Origin of the sequence: Microcoleus sp. B7-D4, assembly GCF_036705125.1 — a bacterium.
In the GTDB taxonomy this organism is placed as follows: domain Bacteria; phylum Cyanobacteriota; class Cyanobacteriia; order Cyanobacteriales; family Microcoleaceae; genus Microcoleus.
Genome location: NZ_JAUBTT010000108.1, coordinates 1 through 26,782, shown reverse-complemented (window position 1 = coordinate 26,782; position 26,782 = coordinate 1). Strand labels below are relative to the sequence as shown.

Below are 26,782 nucleotides of genomic sequence, written 5' to 3'. Positions count from 1 at the left end.
CTGACTACTGACTACTGACTACTGACTACTGACTTCTGACTTCTGACTTCTGACTACTGACTACTGACTACTGACTACTGACTACTGACTTCTGACTTCTGACTTCTGACTACTGACTACTGACTACTGACTACTGACTACTGACTACTGACTACTGACTAATTAACAAATCGGCCGCTGTCCGGGTTTGACGGCGTGAATGTACTCACTGCCGGAGGTTGGCCATCCCCGCTTATAATAAGCTTCCTCCGGCTTCCCCCAGCCCAACTGCAACAAAATTTCCAGAAAATCCAACTTTTCCCACTTGGAGAGATTGGCCCATTCTGTGCGCTGGGCTATAGCTTCTACATCAATCGGCTCGATCGATCGAAAATCCTTTCCGCTGTTAATGCTTAAATACAAATCCATCCCGGCAGTTACCTGCTGCCAGAATTCCAACATAGCAATCTTAGCTGCCTTCAACGTAATCAAATCAACCGGTAGAGCTATTAATTCGTCATCCACTGCCGGATAGCGTAGAGTATTGCCTTTAACCGCCATTTCCCGCCAGACAATCCCAGAAACTTGATGTTCCCGCTGGTATTCGTGCACGGCCGCCTTAAAATTTTGATAAGCAGTGAACTTCTGAACTCCCTCAGATTTGAGAAAGCGGTCAATCACGGGGTTGCCTGTAGCAGGAGTTTCAGTCAAATTGAGGCGCCGCCCATGCAAGCAGGCTTGGCGCTCTTCTTCGAGGATTTTAATGAGTTCCGCCGTGCTGTAGACCTTGGACATCTTTATTGAGGCAAAATCAAGATATTGGCTGATATTCGGCTGGTTTTCTCGACGAATCTTCGGTAAAGATAGTTTGGCTGTTCTGGGTAATATTCAGTTTTGCCGTTATTCTAACTTTTCTTGCTGCTTAATTCTAGTTTGATAGTTTACAGGCGTCGAGCCGCGAAATCCCGACAGCCTCTTAAAAAAAGCAGTTAAGGAATGAGAATTAAATAACTTCCACTCTTGAAAGTGGGATGGGCGTCCCGCCCGTCCTTTTTGGACGGGCGGGACGCCCATCCCACAATAACAATTAAAATTGTAAGTTATTTAATTCGCGCTCCTAAGAGGGTATCGAATCACGAACTAGACTGGGAACTGCACCGCCGACGTACCTCGCGGGATTTTTCGCCAAAAACAAAGCCCCCTCCAAGGAGGGGGCAAAACTGATGCGAGAGGTTTGGGAGTTTTATTTGATGGGTCGATCGAACAACCCGAAAAAAAAGCAGCATTCGCACCTGCCGTCAACTACCAAAACTCAAATTTTCAGTGTCAAAGTTTAGTAGCGTCCGCGTGAAGAGCGATCTTTGTCGCCCCAGCCGCCGCCACCCGATGAGCGTTTGTTGTCTTCGCGAGGTTTGGCTTTGTTGACTTTCAAGTCACGGCCCATCCACTCAGCACCGTCTAAAGCTGCGATGGCTGCTGCTTCTTCTGCCTCGCTTGCCATTTCCACAAAAGCAAAACCCCGCATCCTGCCTGTTTCCCGGTCCATTGGCACTTGGACGCGGCTTACAGTACCGTACTCGGCAAATACTTCGTTGAGGTCCTCTGATGTTACCTCATATGAAAGATTACCCACGTAAATCGACATAAAATCTCCAGAATCATTAGGGTGCAGAGACTTAGATTCGGAGAGACGCTTGTAAATAAACACCAACAAACTACGCAACCGAATTTAATTCTTGGAAAACCACTATAACATGAAGCCAGCAGAATCAGCAATTGGCTGTCATAATTTTCAATTTTCGGTGCCGTCGGGCAATCGCCAACAGAAAGTATTCTTGATAAATGACATCTTACACTCTTGGCGTCCTCCGCTTGGTTTCTTGCTGCGCGCTCGACCTGGTATCTCAGATTTTTCGTCGCTGTTACCAGGTTGATTGGGTCTGATTGAGAACAGTGCCTGAGATTCAGTTATAACTGACATCAGGCACTGTTATTCCTGGACAAGCCTCCTGCCTGTTCCACCAGAGATAAATGTTTTTCGCCCAAGATTAATCTTCCGAGTCAATCTCCCCTCTTCCATCTCCCGTCTCTCATCGCATCCGATTTAGCCCCCGATAAGGGCGGTTTCCAAATAATTATCAAAAGAGTTATTAGTCATATCTACGCGCATTTTCTACATATAGCCTTTCTCAGAAAGATGAGGTACTCATTGGCATAGGGCATAGGGCATAGGGCATAGGGCATAGGGCATACCTCACCACGCTTGAGAACCGCTATATATAGCAATCCTAAATAATTATGCAAATAATTTAGGATTGCTATAGTTTATTGCATCAGTCAGTAAGAAAATCATAATTTTTGATATAAAATTTCCCTTTTATTCGTTTTTTAAGGCTTTCGATAGTTTCTCTATTGGCTCTTTCTCTGAGTTGATTCTATGCAGGCATTTTTAGACTAATTGGATGAAGCTTGTTTGCGATTATACCGTCTTTAAATGCCTAACAGCTTATGTCCTGGGAAAGATGCGATCGCACTCCTACCTCCCTAGCATTGTAAAAGTTGAAAGCCCACAGTCCACAAAGATTGTCTGGTACAGAGAGAAGCAAGCCTAAACAAACGAGCGTGAAGCAGTTACAGAGGATTTTAGATGGTTATAAACAGTTCGTTGACCCGGCCCTTGGCTGTCGTGACGGGTGCCTCTAACGGTATCGGCTACGAACTCGCCAAACAGTTCGCTCAAAACGGATTCGATCTCCTAGTCACCGCCACCGGAGCGAGCATTAAAGAAGCGGCTCAAGCCTTTGAGGGGTTCGGTGCCAAAGTCGAGACAGTGCAGGCAGACCTCGCTACCTACGACGGTGTTGAGACGCTCTACAACCAGATAAAAGCGACTAATCGGCCAGTGGATGCGATCGCAATTAATGCCGGTGTCGGCGTCGGTGGCGACTTTGCCCGCGAGACAGACTTAAAGGACGAACTAAATCTAATTAACCTCAACGTTGTCTCGTCTGTGCATTTGGCTAAACGGGTAGTTAAGGATATGGTCGATCGAGGCCAGGGACGGATTCTATTCACTTCGTCGATTGCCGCCCTAATGCCGGGGCCATTCGAGGCAGTCTATGCAGCATCCAAAGCCTTCATCCACTCGTTTTCCGAAGGACTCCGCAATGAGTTAAAAGATACAGGTGTAACTGTCACCTCGCTCATGCCCGGCCCAACCGATACTAACTTCTTCCATCGGGCGGGAATGGACGACACCAAGGCGGGCGCAGACAAGAAAGATGATCCAGCCGAGGTTGCCAAACAGGGATTTGAAGCCTTGATGGCCGGTAAGGACAACATCATTGCAGGTTCACTCAAGACAAAGATTCTGGCCAGCGCCAGCAAAGTTTTGCCTGATACCGTTAATGCCGAAATGCACCGCCAGCTTACTGAACCGGGTTCTGCTAACAAATAATTCGCGCCCGTCTTAACTATTCTTATGTGCAGATTTAAAGAAAGTAAATATCGCAGATAATGGCAAGATAGCAGCCGATAAAAGCGTGTTTACTTCTCGCTGTAGTGGCGATTTAGCAGAGTTTTCTCAGGCGTTCATCGATGGCATTATGCAGCATCGGCATTGGATGCGAACTGAGGAAGAAATGGTTCCCGCCTAAGTAATTTAGTACAGGACATTTATGCGAATTCATCATCTCAATTGTGGCTGTATGTGTCCCATTGGAGGGGCGCTTTTCGATGGCTTTAGTCGCGGTCTGACGGCTCACCTCGTCTGCCACTGTCTGCTTGTTGAAACGAATCAGGGACTGGTTCTGATTGATACCGGCTTCGGATTGCGCGATATCAAGTCCCCTTACTCCAGGCTCAGCCCGTTTTTCGTCCATTTTAATAACATCAAGTTCGATCGCAAGTACACGGCAATCCATCAAATTGAACAGCTCGGATTTTCACCAAGCGATGTGCGCCATATTGTGCTAACCCACCTCGATTTCGATCATGCCGGTGGTCTAGAGGATTTCCCGGAAGCAACGGTACATGTCATGCAGGCTGAAATCGATGCCGCACACGATCGGCACGGTTTCATCACAAAAAGGCGCTATCGTCCGGGGCAGTGGGATGAAGTCAAACGCTGGAAATACTATTCGGCGGGTGGCGAACCTTGGTTTGGTTTTGAAGCAGTCCGTGACCTCGACGGATTGCCACCGGAGATTTTGCTAATCCCGTTGGTGGGGCACACGCGCGGTCATGCTGGCATTGCCATTGATACACCCGATGGCTGGCTTCTGCACGCAGGTGATGCCTATTTCTACCGACACGAGATGGATGCCGCTAACCGACGCTGCACGCCCGGTCTGCGGGCCTACCAATGGATGATGGAGGTCGATCGCAAGGCTAGGTTGCTCAATCAAGGTCGGCTGCACGAATTATCGGTGCAGCATAGTAAAGATGTGCGCGTGTTTTGCAGTCACGATGCTATTGAGTTAAAAGCCTTTGCTGGCGGGTCTAGGAGTTCTTAAAACTAGAAATTTCATCCTTCGTTCGGAATTGCTTTTGCCCGATCGCGAATTGACAAATAACCTAAATTCAGCCACAATTCTCCTCGATCGATCGTTACCCGGTAAACCTCCGCTATCCACTGCAACCGTCAGCATCGATGCAGTCAACGGCGTCAGTACCGGCATCTCGGCCGAAGACCGCGCCCGCACCATCCAAGTCGCCATCCACCCGGACACAAAACCTCAAGACTTGCGCCGTCCCGGTCACATTTTTCCCCTGCGGGCGATCGGACTCATCACCATGTGCCAGTTGCGTAATACTGAGATATTGCACCATTCTCAATTAGCCGTAGGGGCGGGTTCGCCAACAGCCTTAAAGCTTGCAAATATGTTCTATAAACCCGCCCGACCCCACGAAAAATCCTCTTATTGATATTGCTGCAAGATGTCAGGTAATACCAATTTTTTATGAGGTTGCATAGAATCCGATCCCCCCTAGCCAAGAGGGCGGGCACGGGGAGTAGGGGTCGCACCGCCCCTACTAAGGGGGGGACAAGATTCTTCTCAAAGTCAACCCCTACTCCCCTTCTTAAGGGGGATTTAGGGGGATCGAGATATGTGCAAGTTCACATTAAATTGGTATAAGTCCTGTGTAACTTTTTATGTTGAAAAAGGATTGAGATTAGGATGAGGCTAATCTTTTCCAGGAACAACAAGTTTTTGACTTACAACCGCAGATAAACACAAATGGCCGCAGATGGATATAGGCTTTTGCAGCATTATTAAAAAATTCTCTAAATCAAACCACACTCTTTTTCACCACCACTTCCACCTTTTCCGTCGTCCATTCCTCACTCGCATCAATCACAACCGTAATCTTCCGTTTAGGATTTTCTTCATCCACAACCGCCGTCAATAACTCTTCTAAAGCATTGGCAGATTTTTTATCCCCAACTTCTGGACGAGGTTGATCTAACGGTTGCAACTCTAACAATTGAAAATTTGTTGCATCCACCGTAGCAAACACTTTAATGATAAATACTCCTTCCTGATAATTTTCTGGCAGTTCGAGTTCAATGCTAGTTCCTTTGTCTTGTCCAGGAGCTACAGACTCATCACCTTTAGGATAGAATTTGACAATACTAAAATCGGGCTGGAATATCAAAGCCGAAATATTTAAGATTCGCTTAGATTCATTATGAATTCGCACGAAAAACTTTTCTGATTCTTCCAATACAGGAACATGACCTCCCGTATTAAAAGGTATAAATTCCCCCTTTTCTGATTTACCTAATTCAACCTTAAGTTTGCCATTTAAGGTGGTATCAAAGACATCCTCATTATCTAGCTCCAAAATAGTCTCATATCTGGCAACATGGATTAACCGAGCGATGAGCCTTTTTGTGGCTTCAGGTTCATCAATTTTTATCGGGAAAACAAGATTTTGGATGGGTTCTTTATTCGCATCTAAAATCCAATACTCCCCTTCCGAATTTAGGGAAACAAAATAATCTACATTCTCATCTGTTTCTGTTTCCGAACAAAATTCTATCCAGCGATGGCCATCAACTTGTGTTTTCACTAGCTCCAAATCCGAAAATGGTGATTTTGGTTCTGGTAAAAGCACTCGGACTTTGCGAATTTGCTTTAACCCTGGTGATAAATAGAAAGCAGGGGAACCGATTTCAAACATTCCTCTATCAATCATTCCTTGATCTAATTTAGGATTAATAGCTCTAATACCTTCTATGTATGTAACTTCTGCCCAACAATCGGATGCTTGCACTTCTAGAACTTTAACCCTTGCAATTCGGTTTTCCTCATCCTTAAAATCCCTCGTTCTGAATTTGAATATTTCAAATTCAGCCCCTTTTTTAATACCGCTTGCTTGACCAATTCGTAGTTGAACTCGGTTTTTCTTGATATCTACTTTCATCACCGGCGCCTTACGGCTAGCACCAACAAACTGACCCCCAAAAAAAGTGCGCTCAGTCTCTCCCATCAACATTGGGGTTTGCCGTACAAATACATTGTTAACTTGACTAGAGACTTTATTAAATAGCTCCTCTACAGAAATTTCTGTCCCCTTTTCCCGCAAAGCTTTTAATAAAAAATAAGTCAAAGCGCCGTTGCGTTCCGTCCCTTCAAAAACCTTTTCATAAGCAAATTCATGATCTCGACAAGCAGCGATTAAGGTATAACCTTTGGGTTCGGGTAACAAACCATTGACAACCGTAATATTGCGGCTATTTTCTGTTGCTGTTTGCCAATTTTGGGCTAATTCCTGAAGGGATGCGACTAAACTATCCGTAGGTCGAGGAGTGGTGTCAATAAACCCTTCCCCGCGAATCCGGTCATCTCCGCTCATTTCTCTCGTTGCACCACCGGAATGACAGCTATCGAGTACGAGAGTGACAACCAACTCTTTTTCCACCATTTCTTCCAGCAATTTAGCAAATTCTATATCGCGCAAATAGCGGGAATTTGGTTGACCTATATCTGTCGGAACTAAGGCTTCATCTAATGCACCAAAACCTTTGAGGCTTTCAAAAATTGTTTTCGCCCGTCCCCCGTGACCAGAGTAGTGAATATATACTTGGTCTTGGGGTTGGGCTTTGGCAGTTAGTTCTTTGAATTTGGCAACAATATTTTCATACGTGGGTAAAAGTTCCGGGGGTTCTTGGGGTTGGTTGGGATTGTCGGAAGCTGTAGCGGTGAGTTTAATGATTTGGTCGGAGGTGAGATTGAAGGTGTCTTTTAAATAAGTTTCGACGTGGTTAATATCTGGAACGCATCCTCGCAAGTTTTTGTAGTAGTTACCTTCTGGTAAACGATGGGGGAAGTAGAAATTGATGCCGATGAGGAGGGCGTAGAAGTTGGGGGTTTGGTTTGTCATGGTTGTTGGGGGGTAAGGTTTGATAGTTATGTAGCGTTGAAGTGGGGGTTTTATGTAATACAGCTTAGTGTACTGCATTACAACGGGAACCGCTGTAACATAGCAGAAGTAAAACCTATCTAACTATTGGATGGGTTCTGACACCAAATGCCCTACTAAACTCTAAATATAGAAAAAGAGATTTTGATGAAATATTAAAATATTATTTTTTTGCCATGTTATGTGTTATACTGCCCTAGAGTCGGGAGCTAAGTCTTAATCTTAAAGTGCTTAAGGAAAATTTGAGTATGTCTAAGAATACTAATATTTCCGAGAATCAAGAACCAAACCCGCGTGAAATTATAATTGTTTTAAAGCCACTTTTTGAAGAGTTTAACCAAGTCCTTCAAAAATATGGGTTGAAAGATGTTAAAGTGGTTAATTTTACTACCATTGTTTCATCAAAGGTAGTTAGAGAAGCAACAGAGTCATCGAAAACTATCTGGGAAGAATATAATGAGATATTGAGAAAAACAGGTTTTAGTGATGTCTATAAAGATTTAGAGATAATTGATTGTACTATAGCTGCTAGATCACTTATTAGACAACCACAATATGCTTTTCCTCCATCTATTTCAGATGATAGAAAAGAGGAAATTCTTTCATTTCTGAAAGACCAGCTTACTTTCTTGACATGTAAATGTCGAGATATAAAAAATAAGTGCATACGATGTCCTCATGGAACTCATTGATCAAAACACTGATTAAGTAGCCATCCTAAACTGCCTACAGTAGGACGCAGTTTAAGATGACTACTTTCTTTGACCAAAACCCCGAATGTACTGCTGACAAGTTTTCTTAGCGGCTTGCGTCGAATAGTTCTTAGGCTGAATGAAGATAAAATGTTTCTGCAATTGCTTACAGGCTATTTCAAGCGGAAGTTGCCAGGAAACCAACCAAGAAACTGGCCATAAACTAATTGTATTTTCACTACCGCTAACAATCCACTTACCATCAGGACTGAAAGCAACCGAATTGACCGATGCTTTGTATACTTTGAGAGGTTGTCCAATCGGATGACCTGTATTAGCATCCCACAGGCGAATGGTCTTATCCAGGCTTCCACTAATAATCCATTTACTATTTGAACTGAAAGCTAGGGAAGTAATTGTATCTTGATGTCCTTTTAGAGGTTGTCCACTCGGCTGACCGCTAGTAATGTCCCACAAGTGAATTGTATTATCACTACCACCGCTGGCAATACGCTTGCCATTACGACTAAAGGCAACCGAATAGACCTCACTTAAATGTTCTTTTAGAGGTTTCCCAATGGGCTGACCTGTGGTGGCATCCCATAAGCGAATGGTCTTATCCTCACTACCACTGGCAACACGCTTGCCATCAGGACTAAAGGCAACAGACCAGACAGCTTCCTGATGTCCCTTTAGGGATTGCCCAATGGGCTGACCTGTAGTGGCATTCCACAAGCGAATAGTGTTATCCTCACTACCACTGACAACACGTTTGCCATCAGGACTAAAAGCTACTGACAAAACTGCTTTTTGATGTCCCATTAGGGGTTTTCCAATCGGCTGACCTGTAGTGGCATCCCACAAGCGAATGGTCTTATCGTCACTACCACTGGCAATACGCTTACCATCAGGACTAAAGGCAACCGAATAGATATTCTCTAAATGTCCTTTTAGCGGTTTTCCAAGTGGCTGACCTGTATTGGTATCCCACAGACGAATCGTACCGTCCTGGTGTCCGCTGGCAACCCGCTTGCTATTAGGGCTGAAAGCCACTGAATTAACCACTTCCTTAGATTCCCAAACGATCTGACTCATGGTGACATCCCATAGGCGGATCGTCTTATCAGGACTACTACTAACTACTTGCTTGCCATCAGGACTGAAAGCTACAGAATAGACAGCTTCCTGATGTCCTGTTAGGGGTTTTCCCATAGGCTGACCTGTAGCATCCCAGAGGCGGATCGTCTTATCGTCACTACCACTGACAATGCGCTTGCCATCAGGACTGAAAGCTACAGAATAAACAGCTTCCTGATGTCCTGTTAGGGGTTGTCCAATAGGCTGACCTGTGGCATTCCAGAGGCGAATCATCTTATCGTCACTACCACTGACAATGCGCTTGCCATCAGGACTGAAAGCTACAGAATAAACAGCTTCCTGATGTCCTGTTAGGGGTTGTCCAATAGGCTGACCTGTGGCATTCCAGAGGCGAATCATCTTATCGTCACTACCACTGACAATGCGCTTGCCATCAGGACTGAAAGCTACTGAAATCACCCCAGCTTTATGTCCCTCTAGAGGTTTTCCAAGTGGTTGACCTGTAGTGACATTCCAGAGGCGAATCGTCTTGTCCCAACTCCCACTGGCAATGCGCTTACCATCAGGACTGAAAGCTACTGAACTGATCGATTCTTCATGTCCCTCTAGGGGTTTTCCAACTGGCTGACCTATAGTAGCATCCCACAGGCGAATCGTCTTGTCACTACTACCACTGACGATCAACTTTCCGTTAGGACTGATAGCTACCGAAGTCACCCCTGCTTTATGTCCCTTTAGGGGTTGTCCAAGTGGCTGACCTGTAGTGGCATCCCACAGGCGAATTGTCTTGTCCCAACTCCCACTGGCAATGCGCTTACCATCAGGACTGATAGCTATCGAAGTCACCCCACTTTTATATTGCAAGCGATTGAATTCCCGGTTAACTAAAATCGCATCTAGTAAACTGTCACGAGCAGAATTATCAAGAAATTGGGGAAATTGAACAAAGGCTGACTTACCTAAACCAACAGCAGCAATAGCATTGACAAGTGCCTCAACAGGCTGATTTGCAGCTAGCAAAGCTTCAGAATTTGCTGCGAGTTGTCCCACTTGCTGACGTTGGGCTTGTTGAAGCTGATAGAGGGCAAATCCAGCCAACATCATTGCTACAGATGAAAAGCCACTTAGCCCGATAATTTGCAGTCGCCGTCCGCGTTCCCGTTCCTGTCTCTCTCTATCCGTTTCTTTAACGCTAACCTGAATAAAATTTCGTTCTTCCTGCGTCATTTCATCTGCACGTTGACGCAACCACTCTTCCGCTACAGTCAACCGCGCACCCCGCAACAACCCTTCAGCATCATGGTTGTTATTTTTCCACTCTCGTAATGCCACCTTCAGCCGTTCTTGCCAAGTCCGAAACTGACGGTTAGCATTCATCCACTCGCGCAGAGTGCCCCATTCTCGAATCAGCGCTTCATGCACCACTTCTACTGTATCTTCCTGTTCTTGCCGACCTGTTACTACCAAACGCGCTTGATATCCCGCTAAATAACTGACCAAATTCCAGTTATCTTCCCCCACTTCCGCACGGGTAGCAACGCGCCTAGTATCTTCCGTTCCTTCCCCCGGACGCACTAATTGCACAAAAATTCGCTGCGCCTGCTTTTTCTCTGTTTCATTCAGTTTTTGATAAACCTGTTCTGCATGATTGGCAATGGCTTTTTTTACCCCGCCAATCTCTTCATAAGCTTGGTGAGTTAACTCTCGGTTGATTTGCTTTTCCCACAAACGAGTTAGAGCAAATTCTAATAATGGCAAATTCCCCGGTTCTTGCCCCACATCATCGAGAATGCGCTGGGTTAATTGCGGTTCTAACTGTACTGCCAATTTTTGAGCAGGTAATTCAATAGCTGCCTGTAATTCTTCCCGCTTCATGGAACTGAGTAATTGTGGTGTAAACTCCTGCAAAGCATCCCGAAATGGACGATAGGAAAGTACATACCCGTAAAAGTCAGCGCGTAACGTCAAAACTAATGTAATATTTTTTTGAGCAATCGCCGTTAGCAACTCATTAGCAAAACGTTCCTGTTCTTCCTTCACCTGACAAAGGGTGTACAGTTCCTCAAATTGGTCGGCAACTAACAACAAGCGTTTACCTGGGTTACGCTCTAAAATGCGAGATACAACTTGCTGTAAAGTGATTCTCCCATTTTGTAAGTCGTCGGCTAATCCTACCGCTTCCCGCAATTTTTGAGTTTCACCCGCTTCTGGTTCTAATTGCCGCACTAAGGCAGAAGCCAAAGGCAAAAACGGTTCTTTTCCGGGACGAAATGATTCAATTAACCAATTTCCTTCTTTTCGCAATTGGGGAATTAAACCCGCATATACCACAGAAGATTTACCACTTCCACTTGGCCCAACGACAGCTACTAAGGGTTGTGTCTGAGTGACTTCTACTAACTTATTTACAAACTTTTCTTGTCCAAAAAAGAAGTCGGCATCTTCTTCTTTAAATGCAGACAATCCTTGGTAAGGGTTAGGCGGAATCACATCTTCAAAAGCAATTATACCGTCATCAATCGGAGCATTTATTAAGTTATTTTTCTTAAAAACCGGAGTTTCATGCTCTAGGAAACTCATCATCTGCGAACGCCCTAAATCGTAGGCTTCTTCCACTTCATACCCAGCCGCAATCCCATCATAAAATGCCACCGCAAAGGCGACGGCTGCTTTATCACCCACGGCTCTATTCATGCCAACTACATAATTAACGTATTGGCTAATTGCATCAGCTTGTACTTCGGAATAACAAGCATTGAGAATTACGCACTCTACCCCTTTTTTGGCAAATAATTTAAACATACTGGCGAGGGCATTTGTCTGCACTAGCGCCATTTTTCCAGTATCATCTTCTAGGACAATTCCATCTTCTCCCGCACCATGTCCGCAAAAGTGAACAATATTCGGTTGATAATCTAAGATAGCCCGGTAAAAGTCACGGGAACGCACGGCCCATTTTTGTTCTAATTTATACAGTTCTCGTTTATTTGCCCGTCGTAATCCTTCGTCAATTTCCCGGATTTCTTGATCCAATCGCAACGGAGCCGTATTTTTGGGATTAGCTGCCAGAATCAGAATTGTTTTGACGCGGGCGTTGTTACTCATAAGACAAACGAATGATAGGATAATTTTTCAACAGGCTAGACGGCTCTCCTGAGTTTTAGGTGATTATAAAAATAAAACTCACTTCCCGTGGTACAAGCCGGAAAGCCTGGGTGAGCGAGACTACCGTTTCCACCACAAATCCAGAATAGCTCTTTATCCAAATCAAATGTATACTTATCAGGATTTTTTACCTACCAGAGAAACTTTTCATTGCGGGGTGAAAAGAACTTGCTGCCGGCAACTCCTGCGCCGTAGTTCCAGACAACTTCTTGAATCAGATAAAAAGGCACTTTGTCCCAAAGCAGATAGGAAATCGGAATTGCTTTTGCCCGATCGCGAATTGACAAATAACCTAAATTCAGCCAAAACGCTCCTCGATCGATCGTTACCCGGTAAACCTCCGCTATCCACTGCTCGCACCAGTTTAAATACTCATCTAACCCAAGGATTTTTCGTACTCTTTGCCGATGTTATAAGGCCCGCTGGTAACGGTTAAATCTACAAATTGATCTGGCAGCAGCTTCAATGCTTCCAAACAATCCAGGTTGTAAATTAGGCAATTAGGAGCTTGGAAGTACGGTTTACCTAAAAGCTTCGCGATCTCAGTCAAGCTCATGAAATATTGGGGAGAGATTTTGTTGACAAGATGCAATAATTATAGTAAGTGACTTTAGAAATATTGTCAAACTCATCTGGATTCGGCGATCGCCCTGTCGGAAACAAAAGGTTACAATCACAAATAGATTCTATTTCCATAACATTACTGTTTATAGCGTCAATTACCCACCATCAAGCGGAGTACCGCTATGATGGGGGCTTGTATCTGAAGTCCACCGCAACTCCGAAAACCTTTGCAGGGTTTCAGCTTTAGTTTCACCCTTCGACACATTAGGGGATACTGACAAGCTCCCCGTACTCATCCAATCTTGTCGGAGTAGCAACGTTCTTAATGCAATATTTCTGCTTCCCACCAAATCAGCGTGCAATTCATGTCCGCAACATTCGCAACAAAATAGCAACCCTTTATTGGGTCGATTAGCCTTCGATGTGTGACCGCATTTTGGGCAACTTTGCGAAGTGTAATGAGCCGAAACTTTTGTAGCCAATGAGCCATTTAAATTAGCTTTATAGTCAATATAGCCGTGTAATTCGGCAAAAGACCATTTAGCCTTATTCCGATTAGCTCTTCGCTGTTTCTTGCTAGCCCTCTTACCCGACTTGGACTTAGTTCTATCCCGAATTCCGGTTAAGTTCTCCAGTCCAATCAAACTATTAGGCTTGGCTATTTGCTTGCTGATTTGGTGGTTAACATCAGCGATAAACCGTCTTTCTTTTCCAGACAAAGCGATTAATCTCCGCTTTGCCGAACGAGTGCCTTTACGCTGAAGAGTTTGCCTTGCTTTGTGATAGCGGTTAGCTTTGTGTCTGGCAGATTTACCCGAGTAAAACTTGGAGTTGTTTTGCAAATCTGTTTCTACTGCCAAATACCTCTGCCCGACATCAACGCCAGAGACTCTAGTTATTTGAGTAGGCTCAATCTCAGGAGTATCAATTTCTAGACTTACCATCAAGTAGTAAGTTTTAGAAGAACGCTGATAAACAATCTTAGCTGCACCAATTTTTTTGCAATTAGCAATCAATTGTAGATGCTTTTTGTAACCATCATAAGTAACAACCACTCGACCATTTAGAGTGTTAATACTTACTCTCTGCTCGGTTTTAAATGAGTAGTCCCGCTGATAGTTCAAGGTGCAAGTTCGAGAAACATACTTAGGAGCTTTGTCTAGCCCTTTGTAGCGCTTTTTGGTGTATCCTTTGGCGATAGCATCTGCACTGTGTTTTACTTTTGTCCACAGGGTTTTGTAAGTTGCCGATACTTGCCTTGGCACGTTACACGCCATTTGCGCTCCCAGTCCAAAGTTTGTCCGTAACTCGCTGTAGACTGCTTTTTGTAATTTAGCCCCATTACTGGATTTGCCTGCATCAAAAGCAACTTGCGAAGTGTAGTTCAAAGCATCACGGTAAGCCAATGCAGTCTGAGACACCAAGATTTTTTGCTCGGCATTCAAATTTAGCTTTAGCTTGGCGGTGATTAATTGAGGCATTTTTTTCAACAAACTCTCTTCTTAGAGTATCTCGTGAAAACCATTGTGTCAACGGAATCAAGAATTTGCGATGCCTTGAGCGTAGTCGAAAGATTAGTTCCTCGCCCGTCCCTAACCCTCCCATCTAAAGATATTGTTTGGGTTGGGGACGGGACTAATCACTCACGCGCATTCCTCCCGCCAGTAACATAAAGCTATAGTGGGGGAATCCTGCTTGTCTAGTTGAACTTCTCAGTGTCCAATAACAACACCTCAACTCAATCCTTTCAATTTGACTCAATTGACAGCGCCCTGGCAGACCTCAAAGCAGGTCGCCCTCTGGTAGTAGTCGATGACGAAAATCGCGAAAACGAAGGCGATGTGATTTGTGCTGCCCAATTCGCCACCCCCGACAACATCAATTTCATGGCCGTGAACGCGCGGGGTTTGATTTGTCTGGCATTGAGTGGCGAAAGGCTCGATCGCCTGGAACTGCCCCTCATGGTCAGCAAAAACACCGACAACAACCAAACTGCCTTCACCGTCAGCATCGATGCAGTCAACGGCGTCAGTACCGGTATCTCCGCCGAAGACCGGGCGCGCACCATCCAAGTAGCCATCCACCCGGACACCAAACCTCAAGACTTGCGCCGTCCCGGTCACATTTTTCCCCTGCGGGCGATCGACGGTGGCGTCCTCAAACGCGCCGGTCACACCGAGGCCTCGGTTGACCTCGCCAGACTCGCGGGCCTCTATCCTGCCGGCGTGATCTGCGAAATTCAAAACCCCGACGGTTCGATGGCGAGGTTGCCCGAATTAATCGAGTACGCCAAAACCCACAACCTTAAAATAATCAGTATTGCTGACTTAATTAGCTACCGACTCAAGCACGATCGATTCGTCCGCCGCGAAACCGTCGCCAAATTGCCCACTCAATTCGGCGAGTTTATGATTTACGCCTACCGCGACACCCAAGACAATTCAGAACACGTTGCTATTGTCAAGGGCGACCCAGCAGAATTTAAAGACAAACCAGTGATGGTGCGGGTGCATTCCGAATGCCTGACCGGCGATGCTTTGGGTTCCCTGCGCTGCGACTGCCGGATGCAACTGCAAGCGGCACTGAAAATGATCGAAAATGTCGGTGCTGGCGTCATCGTTTACTTGCGCCAAGAAGGTCGGGGCATTGGATTGGTAAATAAACTAAAAGCTTACTCGCTGCAAGATTTGGGATTCGATACAGTCGAAGCCAACGAACGGTTGGGATTTCCCGCCGACTTGCGGAACTACGGCGTCGGAGCACAAATGCTCAACGATTTGGGAGTTAAAAAAATTCGGTTGATTACCAACAACCCGCGCAAAATTGCAGGTTTGAAAGGTTACGGGATTGAAGTAGCCGATCGCGTCCCCTTACTAATTGAAGCCACAGATTACAACTCGATCTATCTGGCAACAAAAGCCGAAAAACTCGGTCATATGCTACTGCAAACTTATTTAGTAACAGTGGCGATTCAGTGGAACGAAAAAGCAGAAGGAAAAGAGGAAGATTCTGCCATTCAAAATCGGTACGAACACCTCGAAAAACTGCGGCATTTGGCGGCTAACCAGCACTTGCTGCTGCAAGAAGAAGCGCGGCCGGTGGGCATAGCCCTTTTCGGAGAAGGCTCCCTCATCGTTCACCTCGGCTTCGATCAAGCCGGACTCGCAGCCCCCGACTGGTACTTGGATGTAAACCATCCTTACGTCAAGGCGATCGGCCAAATTTTGGGCGAAATCAGCACTGAGCCGAATTTGCAAACATTAGAATTCATGGTTTCCTCCGGTGGAGATCCGCTCAAAACCCTGCAAGTCCAGCTCGATCGCGAGACATTCCTTTTGTCGGAATTAACCGGAATTTGCGATCGGCTCGAACCTCAAAAAATCTACAGTTTTGCTCCTCTTCCCTGAAGGCAGAAGGTAGAAGCCAACCCCCCCTACCCCAGCAGGGGGGTTGGCCCAAGCCAAGAAAAACTGTGAATTTCAGAACAATACTTGTTGATACCAATATCTTCCTTTCTTCAGAAAGCAGCCCCCAATAAAAACAGTGAATAACAATGTTGATTTCTGTCTAACAAGTCGATGTAGCGAACACTTTAGAGAGCCTCGTAGATACACATTTATATTAAGCAGTATTAACAGTCATTAAATCATTCAAGAGGCTTTTTAGTTAATGTTAATTTTTTTAGACATTGATGGTGTACTTATTCCTGACAGAAGGCATGAAACATCGAGCTTGCAAACAGATATAATGAAATTTAATTCAGATTGCCTTAATCACTTTGAAAATGTCCTTCGTTCCTATCCTGATGCGCGAGTAGTAATTTCATCTTCCTGGCGGGAAATATTCCCCTTCGAGGTAATCCGGCCATTGTTTTCACCAGATATCGCTATCCGTATTATCGGATTCACCCCTTTCCTCAATCCCAAAAATATTCATCAAAACAAATATTTACGACACCAGGAAGTTCTTGAGTATCTTCGACAAAATCAAGCAGAAAACTCACCTTGGGTAGCCATTGACGATATTCCAGAACACTACCCGCCAGATGCGCCAGTTGTGGCTATTGATGATTACAATGGTTTTGACCAGAACTCAGCAAAGGTAATTTCAGAATATCTAACTGGATTTCAAAGGTTAGGAAAAAAGTATCGGAATAGAGAGGGTGAATTTGACATGGAAGTCAACAACCCGGCACCGATGTCGCTACGCGACCCGCAAGCTACGGATTACCGATACGGTGCGGGCTTGAAAAAGCCGCGTTGACCAGTCTAAGTGTGTTTAATCACTACGTTTAAGGTAAGCGTTCAAGTACCTACCAGAAAATGCGTGCTAGTTTTCTGCTCTAGAACTTAAAAGTTAAACAGGCGTAAGGGTTAAGCCAGTGCTTTTAAGATAGTTACCGACCTTAAACATTGACGAAGCAAACATTACCCCGCAAGGGAGGACTTAAATGTCTAATTTTGTTTTTGTACTTGATACCCAAAAAAGACCGCTCAATCCAATCCGCCCAGGAATGGCTCGTAAATGGCTGACCAATGGCAAAGCTGCTGTTTTCAGGAGGTATCCATTCACAATAATTCTCAAAGTAGAGGTGAAAGTACCGCAAGAATCAATCACTCTTAAATTAGACCCTGGCTCCAAAACCAGCGGAGTTGCATTAGTGCAAGGAGAGAAAGTAATCTTTGGTGCAGAACTGACTCACCGAGGTCAAACTATCAAAGCCAGTCTGGAATCTCGCCGTTCACTGCGTAGAGGTAGGAGAAAGCGCCATACCCGCTACCGAAAAGCTAGATTTTTAAACAGAACTCGCCCGAAAGGGTGGCTGGCTCCAAGCTTACAACATCGTGTCGAAACAACCCTAACATGGGTAACTAGATTGATAAAGGTTGCGCCAATTTCTTCTGTTGTTCAAGAACTTGTGCGGTTCGACCTCCAGCAAATAGAAAACCCGGAAATTAGCGGAGTGGAGTATCAGCAAGGTGTTTTATGTGGCTACGAGATCCGCGAATATTTACTCAATAAATGGGATAGAACGTGCGCTTACTGTGGCGTTAGCAATACACCTCTACAAGTAGAGCACATTCATCCCAAAGCCAAGGGCGGATCTAATCGCATTTCTAATCTTTGCCTTGCTTGTGAAAAATGCAATATAAAGAAAGGGACTCAAAATATTGAGCAGTTTCTCTCGAAAAAACCCGAGGTCTTGAAACGGATTCTGTCTCAAGCAAAAGGTCCTTTGAAAGATGCAACAGCGGTTAATTCTACTCGTTGGGCGTTATTTAACCGACTCTGTATGACTGGCTTACCAGTTTCTACTGGCAGTGGCGGTTTAACAAAGTTCAATCGCACTCGATTAAATTTAGCTAAAACTCATTGGCTAGATGCAGCCTGTGTTGGGAACATTGAATCTTTGAAAATTTTAACAAACAAGCCGTTGTTAATTAAAGCGACTGGACATGGGACACGCCAAATGTGTCGTACCGACAAATTCGGATTTCCATCTCGCTATGTTCCCAGGTTTAAGTTTGTCAAAGGTTTTCAAACTGGAGATATCGTCAAAGCAGTCGTCACCTCTGGCAAGAAAATTGGTACATACGTTGGACGTGTTGCCGTAAGAACGAGTGGCTCATTCAATATTTCCGCCTCAGAGTTGGTGTCAGGAATTAGCCACAAATATTGTTCAATTATTCACAGAAAGGATGGTTATTCGTATGCAGCATAAACCTTGCCCACCTTTTCCTCTCGCCACTGACCTGGGCACAGGTACAGTGGGAGTCTCCAAGGGGGAAGACAGATGAACGTTGGTGACTTTCTGCACCGACTCGATCTCAGGGGACAAGCACTTAAAGGCACCAACCTTGGCGGTGCGGAACTCCGGGGAGCAAACCTCCGAGGCACGGATCTCCGAGAAACCAACCTCAGCGGCGCTATGCTCAGGTATGCAGACCTGATGGAAGCCGACCTCAGCGGCGCTAATCTCAGCGGGGCGGATTTAGCTGAATCATTTCTTAATTTAGCTAACCTCACTAGAGCTGATTTGACTGGTGCTGTCCTCCGAGAAGCTAATCTCGTAGGAGCCGAATTAACCGGCGCCAACCTCAAACAAGCAAGTTTGATCAAGGCTAATTTAGTAGGAGCAAATCTCCACGAAGCCAACTTAACCAGAGCCAACCTTAGCGGGGCGGATTTACGCGGTTCTCAGTTGAGCGGCGCTATTTTAGACAAGGCCGTATACAACAACCGGACTATCTTTCCCGAAGATATTGATCCGGGTGCAATGGGAGCAATTTTGCTAGCTCCCAATGCTTCGCTCCCTGGCTTAAATCTGGCTATGGTAGATTTGACCGAAGCGGATTTAAAAGGAGCCGATTTGCGGCGGACAAACTTATACAAAGCTATTTTATTTGGCGCCAAACTCGATCGGGCAAACTTAGCAGGAGCCAACCTCAGCGGAGCGGACTTGAGGGAAGCCAGTTTGAGCGGCACGATTTTGGAGAAAGCTGTTTACAGCAACAAGACTTTGTTTTCAGAAGGCATTGACCCCAGTCTGGGCGGAGCTTATTTAATTGCTCCCAATGTATCGCTGCAAGGGGTAAATTTAACCGGAGCCGACTTAAACGGGTCTGATTTAAGCGGAGCTAATTTGAGCGCTTCTAACTTAACTTCGGTCAATCTCAAAAATGTAGACCTCAGCAGAGCTAGCTTAAAAAAAGCTTACCTCAAAGGTGCAAACTTGGAGGGAACTGATTTAAGACGAGCCGATTTAAGCGGCGCAATTTTACACCAAGTAAACTTGAGTTCTGCTGACCTTCGGGGTGTAGACTTAACAAGGGCTGACCTCAGCGGCGCTAATTTAAGGGATGCCGATTTGAGGGAGACAGATTTCACCGGAGCTACTTTGCTGTTCGCTAACTTGAGCGGGGCCGACTTGAGAGGTGTAGACTTGACAAAAGCTGACCTCAGCGGCGCTAAGTTAAACGAAGCCGATCTCCGAAAAGCAGATTTGATGAGAGTAAATTTGGAGGGAGCAGATTTAACTGAGGCCGATTTGAGCGATGCTCATTTATTCCGAGTTAATCTCAGAGGTGCTAACCTGAAAGGTACTAACCTCAAAGGCGCAAGTTTAAAAGGGGTATTTTTGACTGACGCTTATTTGAGCGAAACGGATTTGACCGATATAGATCTGAGTCCGAGTTTTTTTGAATTGCCGCTAGAATCGGAATGGTAATTAGTCATTTGGCAGTTGGCAGTTGGCAGTTGACATTTGACAGCGGCCAGTTGACATTTGACAGGAAAGCAGTCATTTATCTGAACAATCTAAAATCTAAAATCTATCTGAACAATCGAAAATCTAAAATCTAAAATCTAAAATGGATCGACCGTTAGGCTCTGTTATTCAAGGTTCCCTGAGCAAGGGATTAGAAGTGCGACTGCACGCCGATGTTTCGGTGGAAGATATGAGGGTGGGGAAATTTCTAGTAGTGCGGGGGGTGCGATCGCACTTTTTCTGTATGCTCACCGACGTGTCTCTGGGAACTTCCAGCGCCCGCATTTTATCGAATCCTCCCAATCCCGACGACGATTTTCTGCTCGCAGTGCTAGCTGGTAGCAGCACCTACGGTACGATCGAACTGTCGCCGATGTTGATGTTGACTGCTGAACGAGAAAAACAGCAGGCAATTTTCGACCCAAGGAAAAACGGCCCAGTTCGCGAGAACAAGTTGGCGTTAGGAAATTTGGCTTCTTTTGAGTCACAAAGCGGTGCGGATATTGAGTTGCTACCTGTCAAAACTATTCCCAGCCACTTTTCCCAGGTGTTTGATGCCAAAGAAAGTGATTTTCGGGCAGTTTTTGGCTGGGAAGATGACCCGTATCGCCGCAATTTTGCGATCGGCAAACCGATTGACATGGACGTTGCTGTGTGCTTGGATTTAGACCGGTTTGTGGAACGCAGCAACGGAGTTTTTGGCAAGTCGGGAACGGGAAAATCTTTTCTGACGCGCTTGCTATTGTCGGGAATTATTCGCAAGCAAGCTGCTGTCAACCTAATTTTTGATATGCACTCGGAGTACGGGTGGGAAGCTGTTTCGGAAGGGAAACAGTTCAGCACTGTTAAAGGTTTGCGGCAGTTGTTTCCCGATAAAATTCAGATTTATACCCTCGATCCAGAATCGACAAAACGCCGGGGAGTCCGCGACGCTCAAGAATTATTTTTGAGTTTCGATGAAATAGAAGTGGAAGACATCGCGCTGGTACAACGCGAGTTAAATTTGTCGGAAGCTAGTATCGAAAATGCAATAATTTTGCGAAACGAGTTGGGCAGCAGTTGGATCAATAAGTTGCTGGAAATGAGCAATGAAGATATTTCAATGTTTTGCGAAGAGAAGCGGGGAAATAAATCTTCGATTATGGCTTTGCAGCGAAAATTAGAGCGCTTAAACGATTTGAAATACATTCGGAAACGCTGTCCGAAAAATTATGTGAGTGAAGTTTTGCAGTGTTTGGATGGGGGGAAGAATGTAGTAATTGAGTTCGGTTCGCACTCGGATTTGCTGTCCTATATGTTAGCAGCCAACGTAATTACTCGCCGCATTCACGGCTCTTACGTGCGGAAGGCGGAGAAGTTTTTGCAGAGCAAAAATCCGTGCGATCGGCCGCAGCCGTTGGTGATTACCATAGAGGAAGCTCACCGCTTTCTCGATCCGGCGATCGTGCGATCGACTATTTTCGGTACAATTGCCAGAGAAATGCGAAAATACTTCGTAACCCTGCTGATTGTAGACCAGCGTCCCTCCGGCATCGACGGCGAAGTCATGTCGCAAGTCGGAACGCGGATCACAGCTTTGCTAAACGACGATAAAGACATTGATGCTATTTTCACCGGTGTTTCGGGAGGCCAAAGTTTGCGTTCAGTTTTGGCAAAACTCGACTCCAAACAGCAAGCATTAGTTTTGGGGCACGCCGTACCGATGCCCGTCGTCGTGCAAACTCGCGCCTATGACGAGCAATTCTACAGAGAAATTGGGGATATTGACTGGCAAGAAATGCCCGATGAACAAGTATTTGCAGAAGCTGAAGCTGCTAAAATGGATCTGGGGTTTTAGTTGGGATTGGCGATCGGAAAATATCGAGACATTCACCGCAACTTCCTCACGCTCGAATGACTGTAATTATTCTTCCCATACTCGTCGTATGAATTTCAGTATTCAACCGTTCTTCTAATTCCGGTGCATTATCTCTGCGATCGAATATCACCAACCAACCCGAATCTTGTCCCAATCGAGCCAAATATCCATCTAACTGCTCTAAACCTTTACTCAACGGATCGACTTTCCGAGTCCGCCAAACCTTCAGTTCAATTCCCAATGTCACCTCACCGTAGCGCAAGCATAAATCCATTCTGTCGCGCCCGATCGCATATTCCCTCTCCAAAGTTCCGCCACCATTAATCACCCGATGCAGAAACGCCATCAGCACCAAATGCGGGGCAATTTCGGGGTAAGACGCGCTTTTGAGTAACGGTTCGCCATGTTGCAGCCAAAATGCGAGAAAAGTTTTGAGTAACGCTTGCGTGTCTAATTTTCCGACCTCAGTCAACCAACTCGGTGCAATTTGCGGCAGAGAAGCCATTGGCGTTACGGTGAGGACGCGGGGCAACACTTCTCGGTAAATTGGGTTGGCGATCGTCAATCCACCCTGAACATCCATCTTACACAAACCCAAATCGATTAAAAATTGAATATCATCATTGGGAATATTACCAAGTTCCAAACCAGCCAACATCGGCTCGATAATTGCTTTGACTCGGTTTTCTCTAAGCCGTTCTGCTAAACTATCTAAATGCGTATCTTGTCGTTTGATGAGAATTTCTTTAGCTGTTAAAATATGTTCGGGCGTAATTTCTCTAGATTCATCTGTCACTAATTCTTCGACGATTTCCTTAGCTAAAGCATTCACCAACCAAGGTTGTCCCTGAGTCAGTTCAAACGCTAAGGCTACGGCTTCAGGTGTAAAAACTTGTCCGGTATCTTGGGTATGTTGCGCGTAGAGTTCGGCGACTTCTCCTGCATTAAAATCTCTGAGAGTAATCGATCGCACTTTAATATTAAACGGACTGGATGTGTTGAGTCGATCGCTCCCACCCACAGCCACTTTGTAATCGCGGACATCCCGCAAACCGATTAAGCCAACCGATTGCGGAAACGCTTTCGGGCGAGAGGGATAACCATTGCGTAACTGACGCAAAACTGACAGCAATACTTCATTTTGGAGCGAATCAATTTCATCAATGAAGATTGCTAAAGGGCGAGGTGAAGTTTGAGCCCATTGTCGCAGTGTTTCTTCAATTCCTTGTCCTACCTCCATCTCTTGCTGGGCGGGCGGCTGGAGTTCCGGTGGCAGATAGACTCGCGCCTCACTTCGCCAAGAACTTAAGATTGCTGCTTGGGCTCTTTGCGGATCGTCATTAAAGGGCGAACCCAATTCTACCGAAACCACGATCGAAGTGTAGCGCCCGCTATCGACCAGTTGCTTGGCTAAAGCCAGCATCGCCGTGGTTTTACCAATTTGTCGGGGTGCGTGGATGACGAAATAGTTTTCCTGGGCAATCAGTCGCTCTAAATTCGGGAGGCGACGCGTTGCTGGTAACATATAGTGGATGTCGGCGCGGCACGGGCCTGCGGTATTGAAGTGGCGCGGCATAGGTCAACTGGGGCGAATGGGGCTGCTCTGAGTTTACTGTACTGGAGAATTAGCTTAACTGGGCGCTTAAATAGCGGATATTGAGTAGTGAATTTTTCAGTCGTTTTGCAGAATAAGTTCATGTTGCAACCGGTTGGAAATAATAATTAATCAGTCGCTTGCACCATCAGCTATTTAGGAAAAATGAAGCCCGCGAAGCAGGTATGGTAGCCGTGAAAAACAGGTAAAATAGGTAACAACCCCTCATCCCCTCATCCCTCACCCCTAACCCCCCAACCCTCTCATCTATAAATTTTGGATCGAGTTAAGTATTGTTAAGTAGCTCGGACTCATTATATTGAACTTAAAAAGCGGCACAGCCAGTTGTTTTATGGCTTTAAGTAGCTCTATTTATTCTTATTCTCACCCATTCTCCCCTTCTCTCATTCTTCCCCTCTCCCACTCACCCATTCTCTTTTTCTCGCCCTACTCCTCTCCCCAACCAAGAAACGATGAGCGATGCACAGCCACTACTACGGCGATCGGGTTCGGTTATCTCGCATCGCAGCATCTAGCCAGCGCCCAAATTTCAAGCGATGATGGAACAGAGAGCAAAACACAGCCCTCGAATTGCATGAGTCTGCATGAGTATTGTGAAGTTGAGTTGCAGTTAAAACTAGCAGGGAATTGAAAACCTTAAGGAAAAATGTAGAATCTTGACCTTAAGACAGAGGTTTTTACTCTTTACGATCCTCAAAATTGGGAATAATATTGAGAAAACTAAACTCTTGCTCCACTTCGCCTTGAACTAGCCGTTAAAGCTAGCGAACTACCGAAAATCGACGGCGATTACTGGAAATCAAGCACAAAAGTAATCCCAAACAAAAAGCTTCTACCGATCGTCACCGATAAACAAGAGGGGAAACATCCCCTTTGTCGCAGTCTTTATCCCACTTGCAAAAGTGGGACAGGGTATCACCAACTTTTTATCTGTTGTTACAAGGAGTGCAATACTCACCCATGTCCACCACAACCCCCAAAAACAAAACAGTGAAAGCCGATCGCATGGGCAGCCGGCCATACTCCTCAACGGATACGGTTCGTGCCTATCTGCACGAGATCGGTCGCGTACCCCTGCTAACCCGAGAAGAAGAAATTGTTTTCGGGAAGCAAGTGCAGCAAATGATGAAATTAATCGAAGCAAAACAAGCACTTGCTAAAGAATGGCAGCGGGATCTGACGGATCAAGAGTGGGCTGCCGAAATGGAGTTGACCGAACCTGAACTTAGCCGCATCTTACACATAGGGCGGCGGGCTAAGCAAAAGATGATTGAAGCGAATTTGCGGCTAGTAGTGGCGATCGCCAAAAAATACCAGAAACGCAATATGGAATTCTTGGATTTAATTCAAGAAGGTACTCTTGGTTTAGAACGAGGAGTCGAAAAATTTGACCCGATGCGGGGATACAAATTTTCTACCTATGCCTACTGGTGGATTCGGCAAGCAATTACCCGCGCGATCGCCCAACACGCCCGCACAATTCGATTGCCAATTCACATCACCGAAAAACTCAACAAAATCAAAAAAGTGCAGCGGGAACTCACGCAGCAGTTGGGCAGGTCTCCCTCCCCTGGCGAAATTGCCACCGCCCTCGAACTGCACCCTTCCCAGATTCGGGAATACCTGCTGATGGCAAGACATCCAGTTTCTTTGGACTTGCGGGTAGGAGACAACCAAGATACCGAACTCCAAGAACTCTTAGAAGACGAAACGGCATCTCCAGAAAACTACATTACCTCGGAATTGCTGCGGCAAGACCTCGATACTTTGATATCAGAACTTACCCCCCAGCAGCGAGATGTAATAATTCTGCGCTTCGGTTTGGAAGACGGCACCGAAATGTCTCTGGCGAAAGTCGGAGAACGGTTAAATCTCAGCCGGGAACGGGTGCGGCAGCTAGAACATCAAGCCCTCGCCCACCTGCGCCGCCGCCAATCTCAAGTCCGAGAATACTTGGCTAGTTAATACTAAAAAAGTTGAGATTTTCCCCAAAATCTCAACTTTTTTTTCGTGTTGGCGCTGCTGGGAAGGATACTTTTATACCAGTTAAAAAAAAGAAGGGAAATGTAGGCCCGTGATCCAAACCCTTATGGAATAGGTCACGCCAAATTATTCAATTCTTTAATCTAAAATCTCAAATCTAAAATGGTATTATTTGACGGGTCGATCGCCAGATCGGGGCGGACGCAAAATTGGTCAAAACTAATCTTAGATTTAAGTTCAGCCATCGGGCGGGCGATCGTTCCTTCAAGTTAATAGCCAACATTAAGCCAAATACCCGGTTTATCTACGATCTTTGTGAAAATGGTACAAGAGGCGCTTGGAACCAGCTATTTTAAATTTTGGGGTCTGGAGTGGTTTTGACTTATTTGATATTGACAGGAAGTTTAGAAGCGATCGCGATCGTGCTTGCTCTCTCGCCCGGTAACTTCAGCATCGCATTCCCCGCACGGCGGGCACACGACTCGGACATCAAATCCGGCGTTTTAAGCTCGCAATCCCCGCCAAATCCTCCGCCAGATACAGCTAGCACAGGTTTAGCCGATGGCATTTACCTCTACGGTCAGTCGAGCAAGCCAGAGGAAATTAAACAGGAATATTTTGTATTTGAAATGCGGCAGAGTAAGGTAGTCGGCGCTTTTTACCTGCCTCGGTCTGCTTTTTACTGTTTTTACGGCACGGGCGATCGAACTCAGTTAAATTTAACAGTAGTGGACACTTACGACGGCAGTCGCTCTCCCTACTCCGTAAACCTGCAACAGTATTACCCAATTTCCATCATCAGCGACAACGATCATCGCATCTTGGGTCTTTGCACGGAATCTCACAAAGAGCAAGTGTGGGAAAAGTAGGAAACACGCGCTGCGCCACCAGTCAATAGATTTTAGATTTTAGATTTTAGATTTTAGATTTTAGAATTGAAGAAAGCAACCCCACTGATACATCGGGCGCCCCCGGACCAAATTGCTTTCGGTCAGGGTTCAGGAAACAGTAGTAAAATTGCTCCTGAGTTGAGAATTTCGGACGGACACCACACACGTCAATCACCCGACACCGATGTCGCTACGCGACCCGCAAGCTACGGAGTACCGATACGGTGTGGGCTTGAAAAAGCC

At 45.6% G+C, this 26,782-nt stretch carries 19 protein-coding genes and 1 pseudogene; 11 read left to right on the top strand and 9 right to left on the bottom strand.

The window, feature by feature from the left end:
- Positions 1-162: 162 nt before the first annotated feature.
- Entirely contained in the window at positions 163-774 is a 612-nt protein-coding gene (locus QUB12_RS31415) for a hypothetical protein (RefSeq protein WP_333310087.1), read from the bottom strand.
- Positions 775-1,312: 538 nt separating this feature from the next.
- The gene (locus QUB12_RS31410; protein WP_333285415.1) at positions 1,313-1,624 is read right to left on the bottom strand and encodes an RNA-binding protein; all 312 of its coding nucleotides are present in this window, start codon (positions 1,622-1,624) and stop codon (positions 1,313-1,315) included.
- 1,002 nt (positions 1,625-2,626) lie between these two features.
- On the opposite strand from QUB12_RS31410, the gene QUB12_RS31405 reads away from it, so the two are divergent.
- Entirely contained in the window at positions 2,627-3,436 is an 810-nt protein-coding gene (locus tag QUB12_RS31405) for an SDR family NAD(P)-dependent oxidoreductase (protein WP_333310084.1), read from the top strand.
- A 112-nt stretch (positions 3,437-3,548) separates the two neighbouring features.
- Here QUB12_RS31405 and QUB12_RS31400 read toward each other — a convergent pair whose 3' ends face one another.
- Positions 3,549-3,860 (bottom strand): hypothetical protein, encoded by a 312-nt coding sequence (locus tag QUB12_RS31400; protein WP_333310096.1) that lies wholly within the window; start codon positions 3,858-3,860, stop codon positions 3,549-3,551.
- Here QUB12_RS31400 and QUB12_RS31395 point away from each other — a divergent pair.
- Positions 3,759-4,493, top strand: coding sequence for an MBL fold metallo-hydrolase (locus tag QUB12_RS31395; RefSeq protein ID WP_333310094.1), 735 nt, complete (start codon positions 3,759-3,761; stop codon positions 4,491-4,493). The genes QUB12_RS31400 and QUB12_RS31395 overlap by 102 nt on opposite strands.
- A gap of 124 nt (positions 4,494-4,617) precedes the next feature.
- Positions 4,618-4,758, top strand: a pseudogene (locus QUB12_RS37680) (3,4-dihydroxy-2-butanone-4-phosphate synthase); the annotation flags it as partial.
- Positions 4,759-5,271: 513 nt separating this feature from the next.
- Here the strand turns inward: QUB12_RS37680 and QUB12_RS31385 are convergent.
- Positions 5,272-7,368 (bottom strand): caspase family protein, encoded by a 2,097-nt coding sequence (locus QUB12_RS31385; protein ID WP_333310077.1) that lies wholly within the window; start codon positions 7,366-7,368, stop codon positions 5,272-5,274.
- 287 nt (positions 7,369-7,655) lie between these two features.
- Between QUB12_RS31385 and QUB12_RS31380 the strand changes: the two genes are divergently transcribed.
- Positions 7,656-8,099, top strand: a complete 444-nt coding sequence (locus QUB12_RS31380; RefSeq protein WP_333146379.1) for a hypothetical protein — start codon at positions 7,656-7,658, stop codon at positions 8,097-8,099.
- A 60-nt stretch (positions 8,100-8,159) separates the two neighbouring features.
- Here QUB12_RS31380 and QUB12_RS31375 read toward each other — a convergent pair whose 3' ends face one another.
- The 4 genes from QUB12_RS31375 to QUB12_RS31360 all read right to left on the bottom strand — a co-directional run bounded on the left by QUB12_RS31375 (position 8,160) and on the right by QUB12_RS31360 (position 14,407).
- Complete coding sequence (locus QUB12_RS31375; protein WP_333310076.1) at positions 8,160-12,302, bottom strand: WD40 repeat domain-containing protein; 4,143 nt, start codon at positions 12,300-12,302, stop codon at positions 8,160-8,162.
- A 191-nt stretch (positions 12,303-12,493) separates the two neighbouring features.
- Positions 12,494-12,685, bottom strand: coding sequence for a hypothetical protein (locus QUB12_RS31370; protein WP_333310090.1), 192 nt, complete (start codon positions 12,683-12,685; stop codon positions 12,494-12,496).
- 53 nt (positions 12,686-12,738) lie between these two features.
- Entirely contained in the window at positions 12,739-12,918 is a 180-nt protein-coding gene (locus QUB12_RS31365; protein ID WP_333310073.1) for a hypothetical protein, read from the bottom strand.
- 163 nt (positions 12,919-13,081) lie between these two features.
- A complete protein-coding gene (locus tag QUB12_RS31360) occupies positions 13,082-14,407 on the bottom strand; it encodes a transposase (protein WP_333146371.1) in 1,326 nt (441 codons plus the stop codon).
- A 234-nt stretch (positions 14,408-14,641) separates the two neighbouring features.
- Here QUB12_RS31360 and ribBA point away from each other — a divergent pair, with 234 nt between their 5' ends.
- From ribBA to QUB12_RS31335, 5 genes are all read left to right on the top strand, one after another.
- Complete coding sequence (gene ribBA, locus QUB12_RS31355) at positions 14,642-16,333, top strand: bifunctional 3,4-dihydroxy-2-butanone-4-phosphate synthase/GTP cyclohydrolase II (protein WP_333146370.1); 1,692 nt, start codon at positions 14,642-14,644, stop codon at positions 16,331-16,333.
- Positions 16,334-16,595: 262 nt separating this feature from the next.
- Entirely contained in the window at positions 16,596-17,189 is a 594-nt protein-coding gene (locus QUB12_RS31350) for an HAD domain-containing protein (protein WP_333310071.1), read from the top strand.
- A gap of 187 nt (positions 17,190-17,376) precedes the next feature.
- On the top strand, positions 17,377-18,648 hold the full coding sequence (gene iscB / locus QUB12_RS31345) for an RNA-guided endonuclease IscB (protein ID WP_333310067.1): 1,272 nt from the start codon (positions 17,377-17,379) through the stop codon (positions 18,646-18,648).
- 72 nt (positions 18,649-18,720) lie between these two features.
- On the top strand, positions 18,721-20,154 hold the full coding sequence (locus tag QUB12_RS31340) for a pentapeptide repeat-containing protein (protein ID WP_333310064.1): 1,434 nt from the start codon (positions 18,721-18,723) through the stop codon (positions 20,152-20,154).
- Between the two features lie 142 nt (positions 20,155-20,296).
- The gene (locus tag QUB12_RS31335) at positions 20,297-22,030 is read left to right on the top strand and encodes an ATP-binding protein (RefSeq protein ID WP_333310062.1); all 1,734 of its coding nucleotides are present in this window, start codon (positions 20,297-20,299) and stop codon (positions 22,028-22,030) included.
- Positions 22,031-22,076: 46 nt separating this feature from the next.
- Here the strand turns inward: QUB12_RS31335 and QUB12_RS31330 are convergent, their stop codons facing one another.
- On the bottom strand, positions 22,077-23,627 hold the full coding sequence (locus QUB12_RS31330) for an ATP-binding protein (RefSeq protein ID WP_333146359.1): 1,551 nt from the start codon (positions 23,625-23,627) through the stop codon (positions 22,077-22,079).
- Positions 23,628-24,626: 999 nt separating this feature from the next.
- Between QUB12_RS31330 and QUB12_RS31325 the strand changes: the two genes are divergently transcribed.
- Together QUB12_RS31325 and QUB12_RS31320 are read left to right on the top strand one after the other, a co-directional pair.
- Positions 24,627-25,631: an RNA polymerase sigma factor, RpoD/SigA family gene (locus QUB12_RS31325; RefSeq protein WP_333146357.1), complete on the top strand. Its 1,005-nt coding sequence runs from the start codon at positions 24,627-24,629 to the stop codon at positions 25,629-25,631.
- A gap of 389 nt (positions 25,632-26,020) precedes the next feature.
- Positions 26,021-26,518 (top strand): hypothetical protein, encoded by a 498-nt coding sequence (locus QUB12_RS31320; protein ID WP_333146355.1) that lies wholly within the window; start codon positions 26,021-26,023, stop codon positions 26,516-26,518.
- Positions 26,519-26,782: the final 264 nt, after the last annotated feature.

Excerpts from the sequence above, each read along its gene's own strand:
- QUB12_RS31380 (WP_333146379.1), top strand. The coding sequence starts at position 7,656 with ATGTCTAAGAATACTAATATTTCCGAGAATCAAGAACCAAACCCGCGT.
- QUB12_RS31405 (WP_333310084.1), top strand. The coding sequence starts at position 2,627 with ATGGTTATAAACAGTTCGTTGACCCGGCCCTTGGCTGTCGTGACGGGT.
- QUB12_RS31335 (WP_333310062.1), top strand. The coding sequence starts at position 20,297 with ATGGATCGACCGTTAGGCTCTGTTATTCAAGGTTCCCTGAGCAAGGGA.
- QUB12_RS31385 (WP_333310077.1), bottom strand. The coding sequence starts at position 7,368 with ATGACAAACCAAACCCCCAACTTCTACGCCCTCCTCATCGGCATCAAT.
- QUB12_RS31415 (WP_333310087.1), bottom strand. The coding sequence starts at position 774 with ATGTCCAAGGTCTACAGCACGGCGGAACTCATTAAAATCCTCGAAGAA.
- QUB12_RS31350 (WP_333310071.1), top strand. The coding sequence starts at position 16,596 with ATGTTAATTTTTTTAGACATTGATGGTGTACTTATTCCTGACAGAAGG.
- QUB12_RS31360 (WP_333146371.1), bottom strand. The coding sequence starts at position 14,407 with ATGCCTCAATTAATCACCGCCAAGCTAAAGCTAAATTTGAATGCCGAG.
- QUB12_RS31365 (WP_333310073.1), bottom strand. The coding sequence starts at position 12,918 with ATGAGCTTGACTGAGATCGCGAAGCTTTTAGGTAAACCGTACTTCCAA.
- QUB12_RS31375 (WP_333310076.1), bottom strand. The coding sequence starts at position 12,302 with ATGAGTAACAACGCCCGCGTCAAAACAATTCTGATTCTGGCAGCTAAT.
- QUB12_RS31410 (WP_333285415.1), bottom strand. The coding sequence starts at position 1,624 with ATGTCGATTTACGTGGGTAATCTTTCATATGAGGTAACATCAGAGGAC.
- QUB12_RS31325 (WP_333146357.1), top strand. The coding sequence starts at position 24,627 with ATGTCCACCACAACCCCCAAAAACAAAACAGTGAAAGCCGATCGCATG.
- QUB12_RS31340 (WP_333310064.1), top strand. The coding sequence starts at position 18,721 with ATGAACGTTGGTGACTTTCTGCACCGACTCGATCTCAGGGGACAAGCA.
- QUB12_RS31400 (WP_333310096.1), bottom strand. The coding sequence starts at position 3,860 with ATGGACGAAAAACGGGCTGAGCCTGGAGTAAGGGGACTTGATATCGCG.
- iscB (WP_333310067.1), top strand. The coding sequence starts at position 17,377 with ATGTCTAATTTTGTTTTTGTACTTGATACCCAAAAAAGACCGCTCAAT.
- QUB12_RS31330 (WP_333146359.1), bottom strand. The coding sequence starts at position 23,627 with ATGCCGCGCCACTTCAATACCGCAGGCCCGTGCCGCGCCGACATCCAC.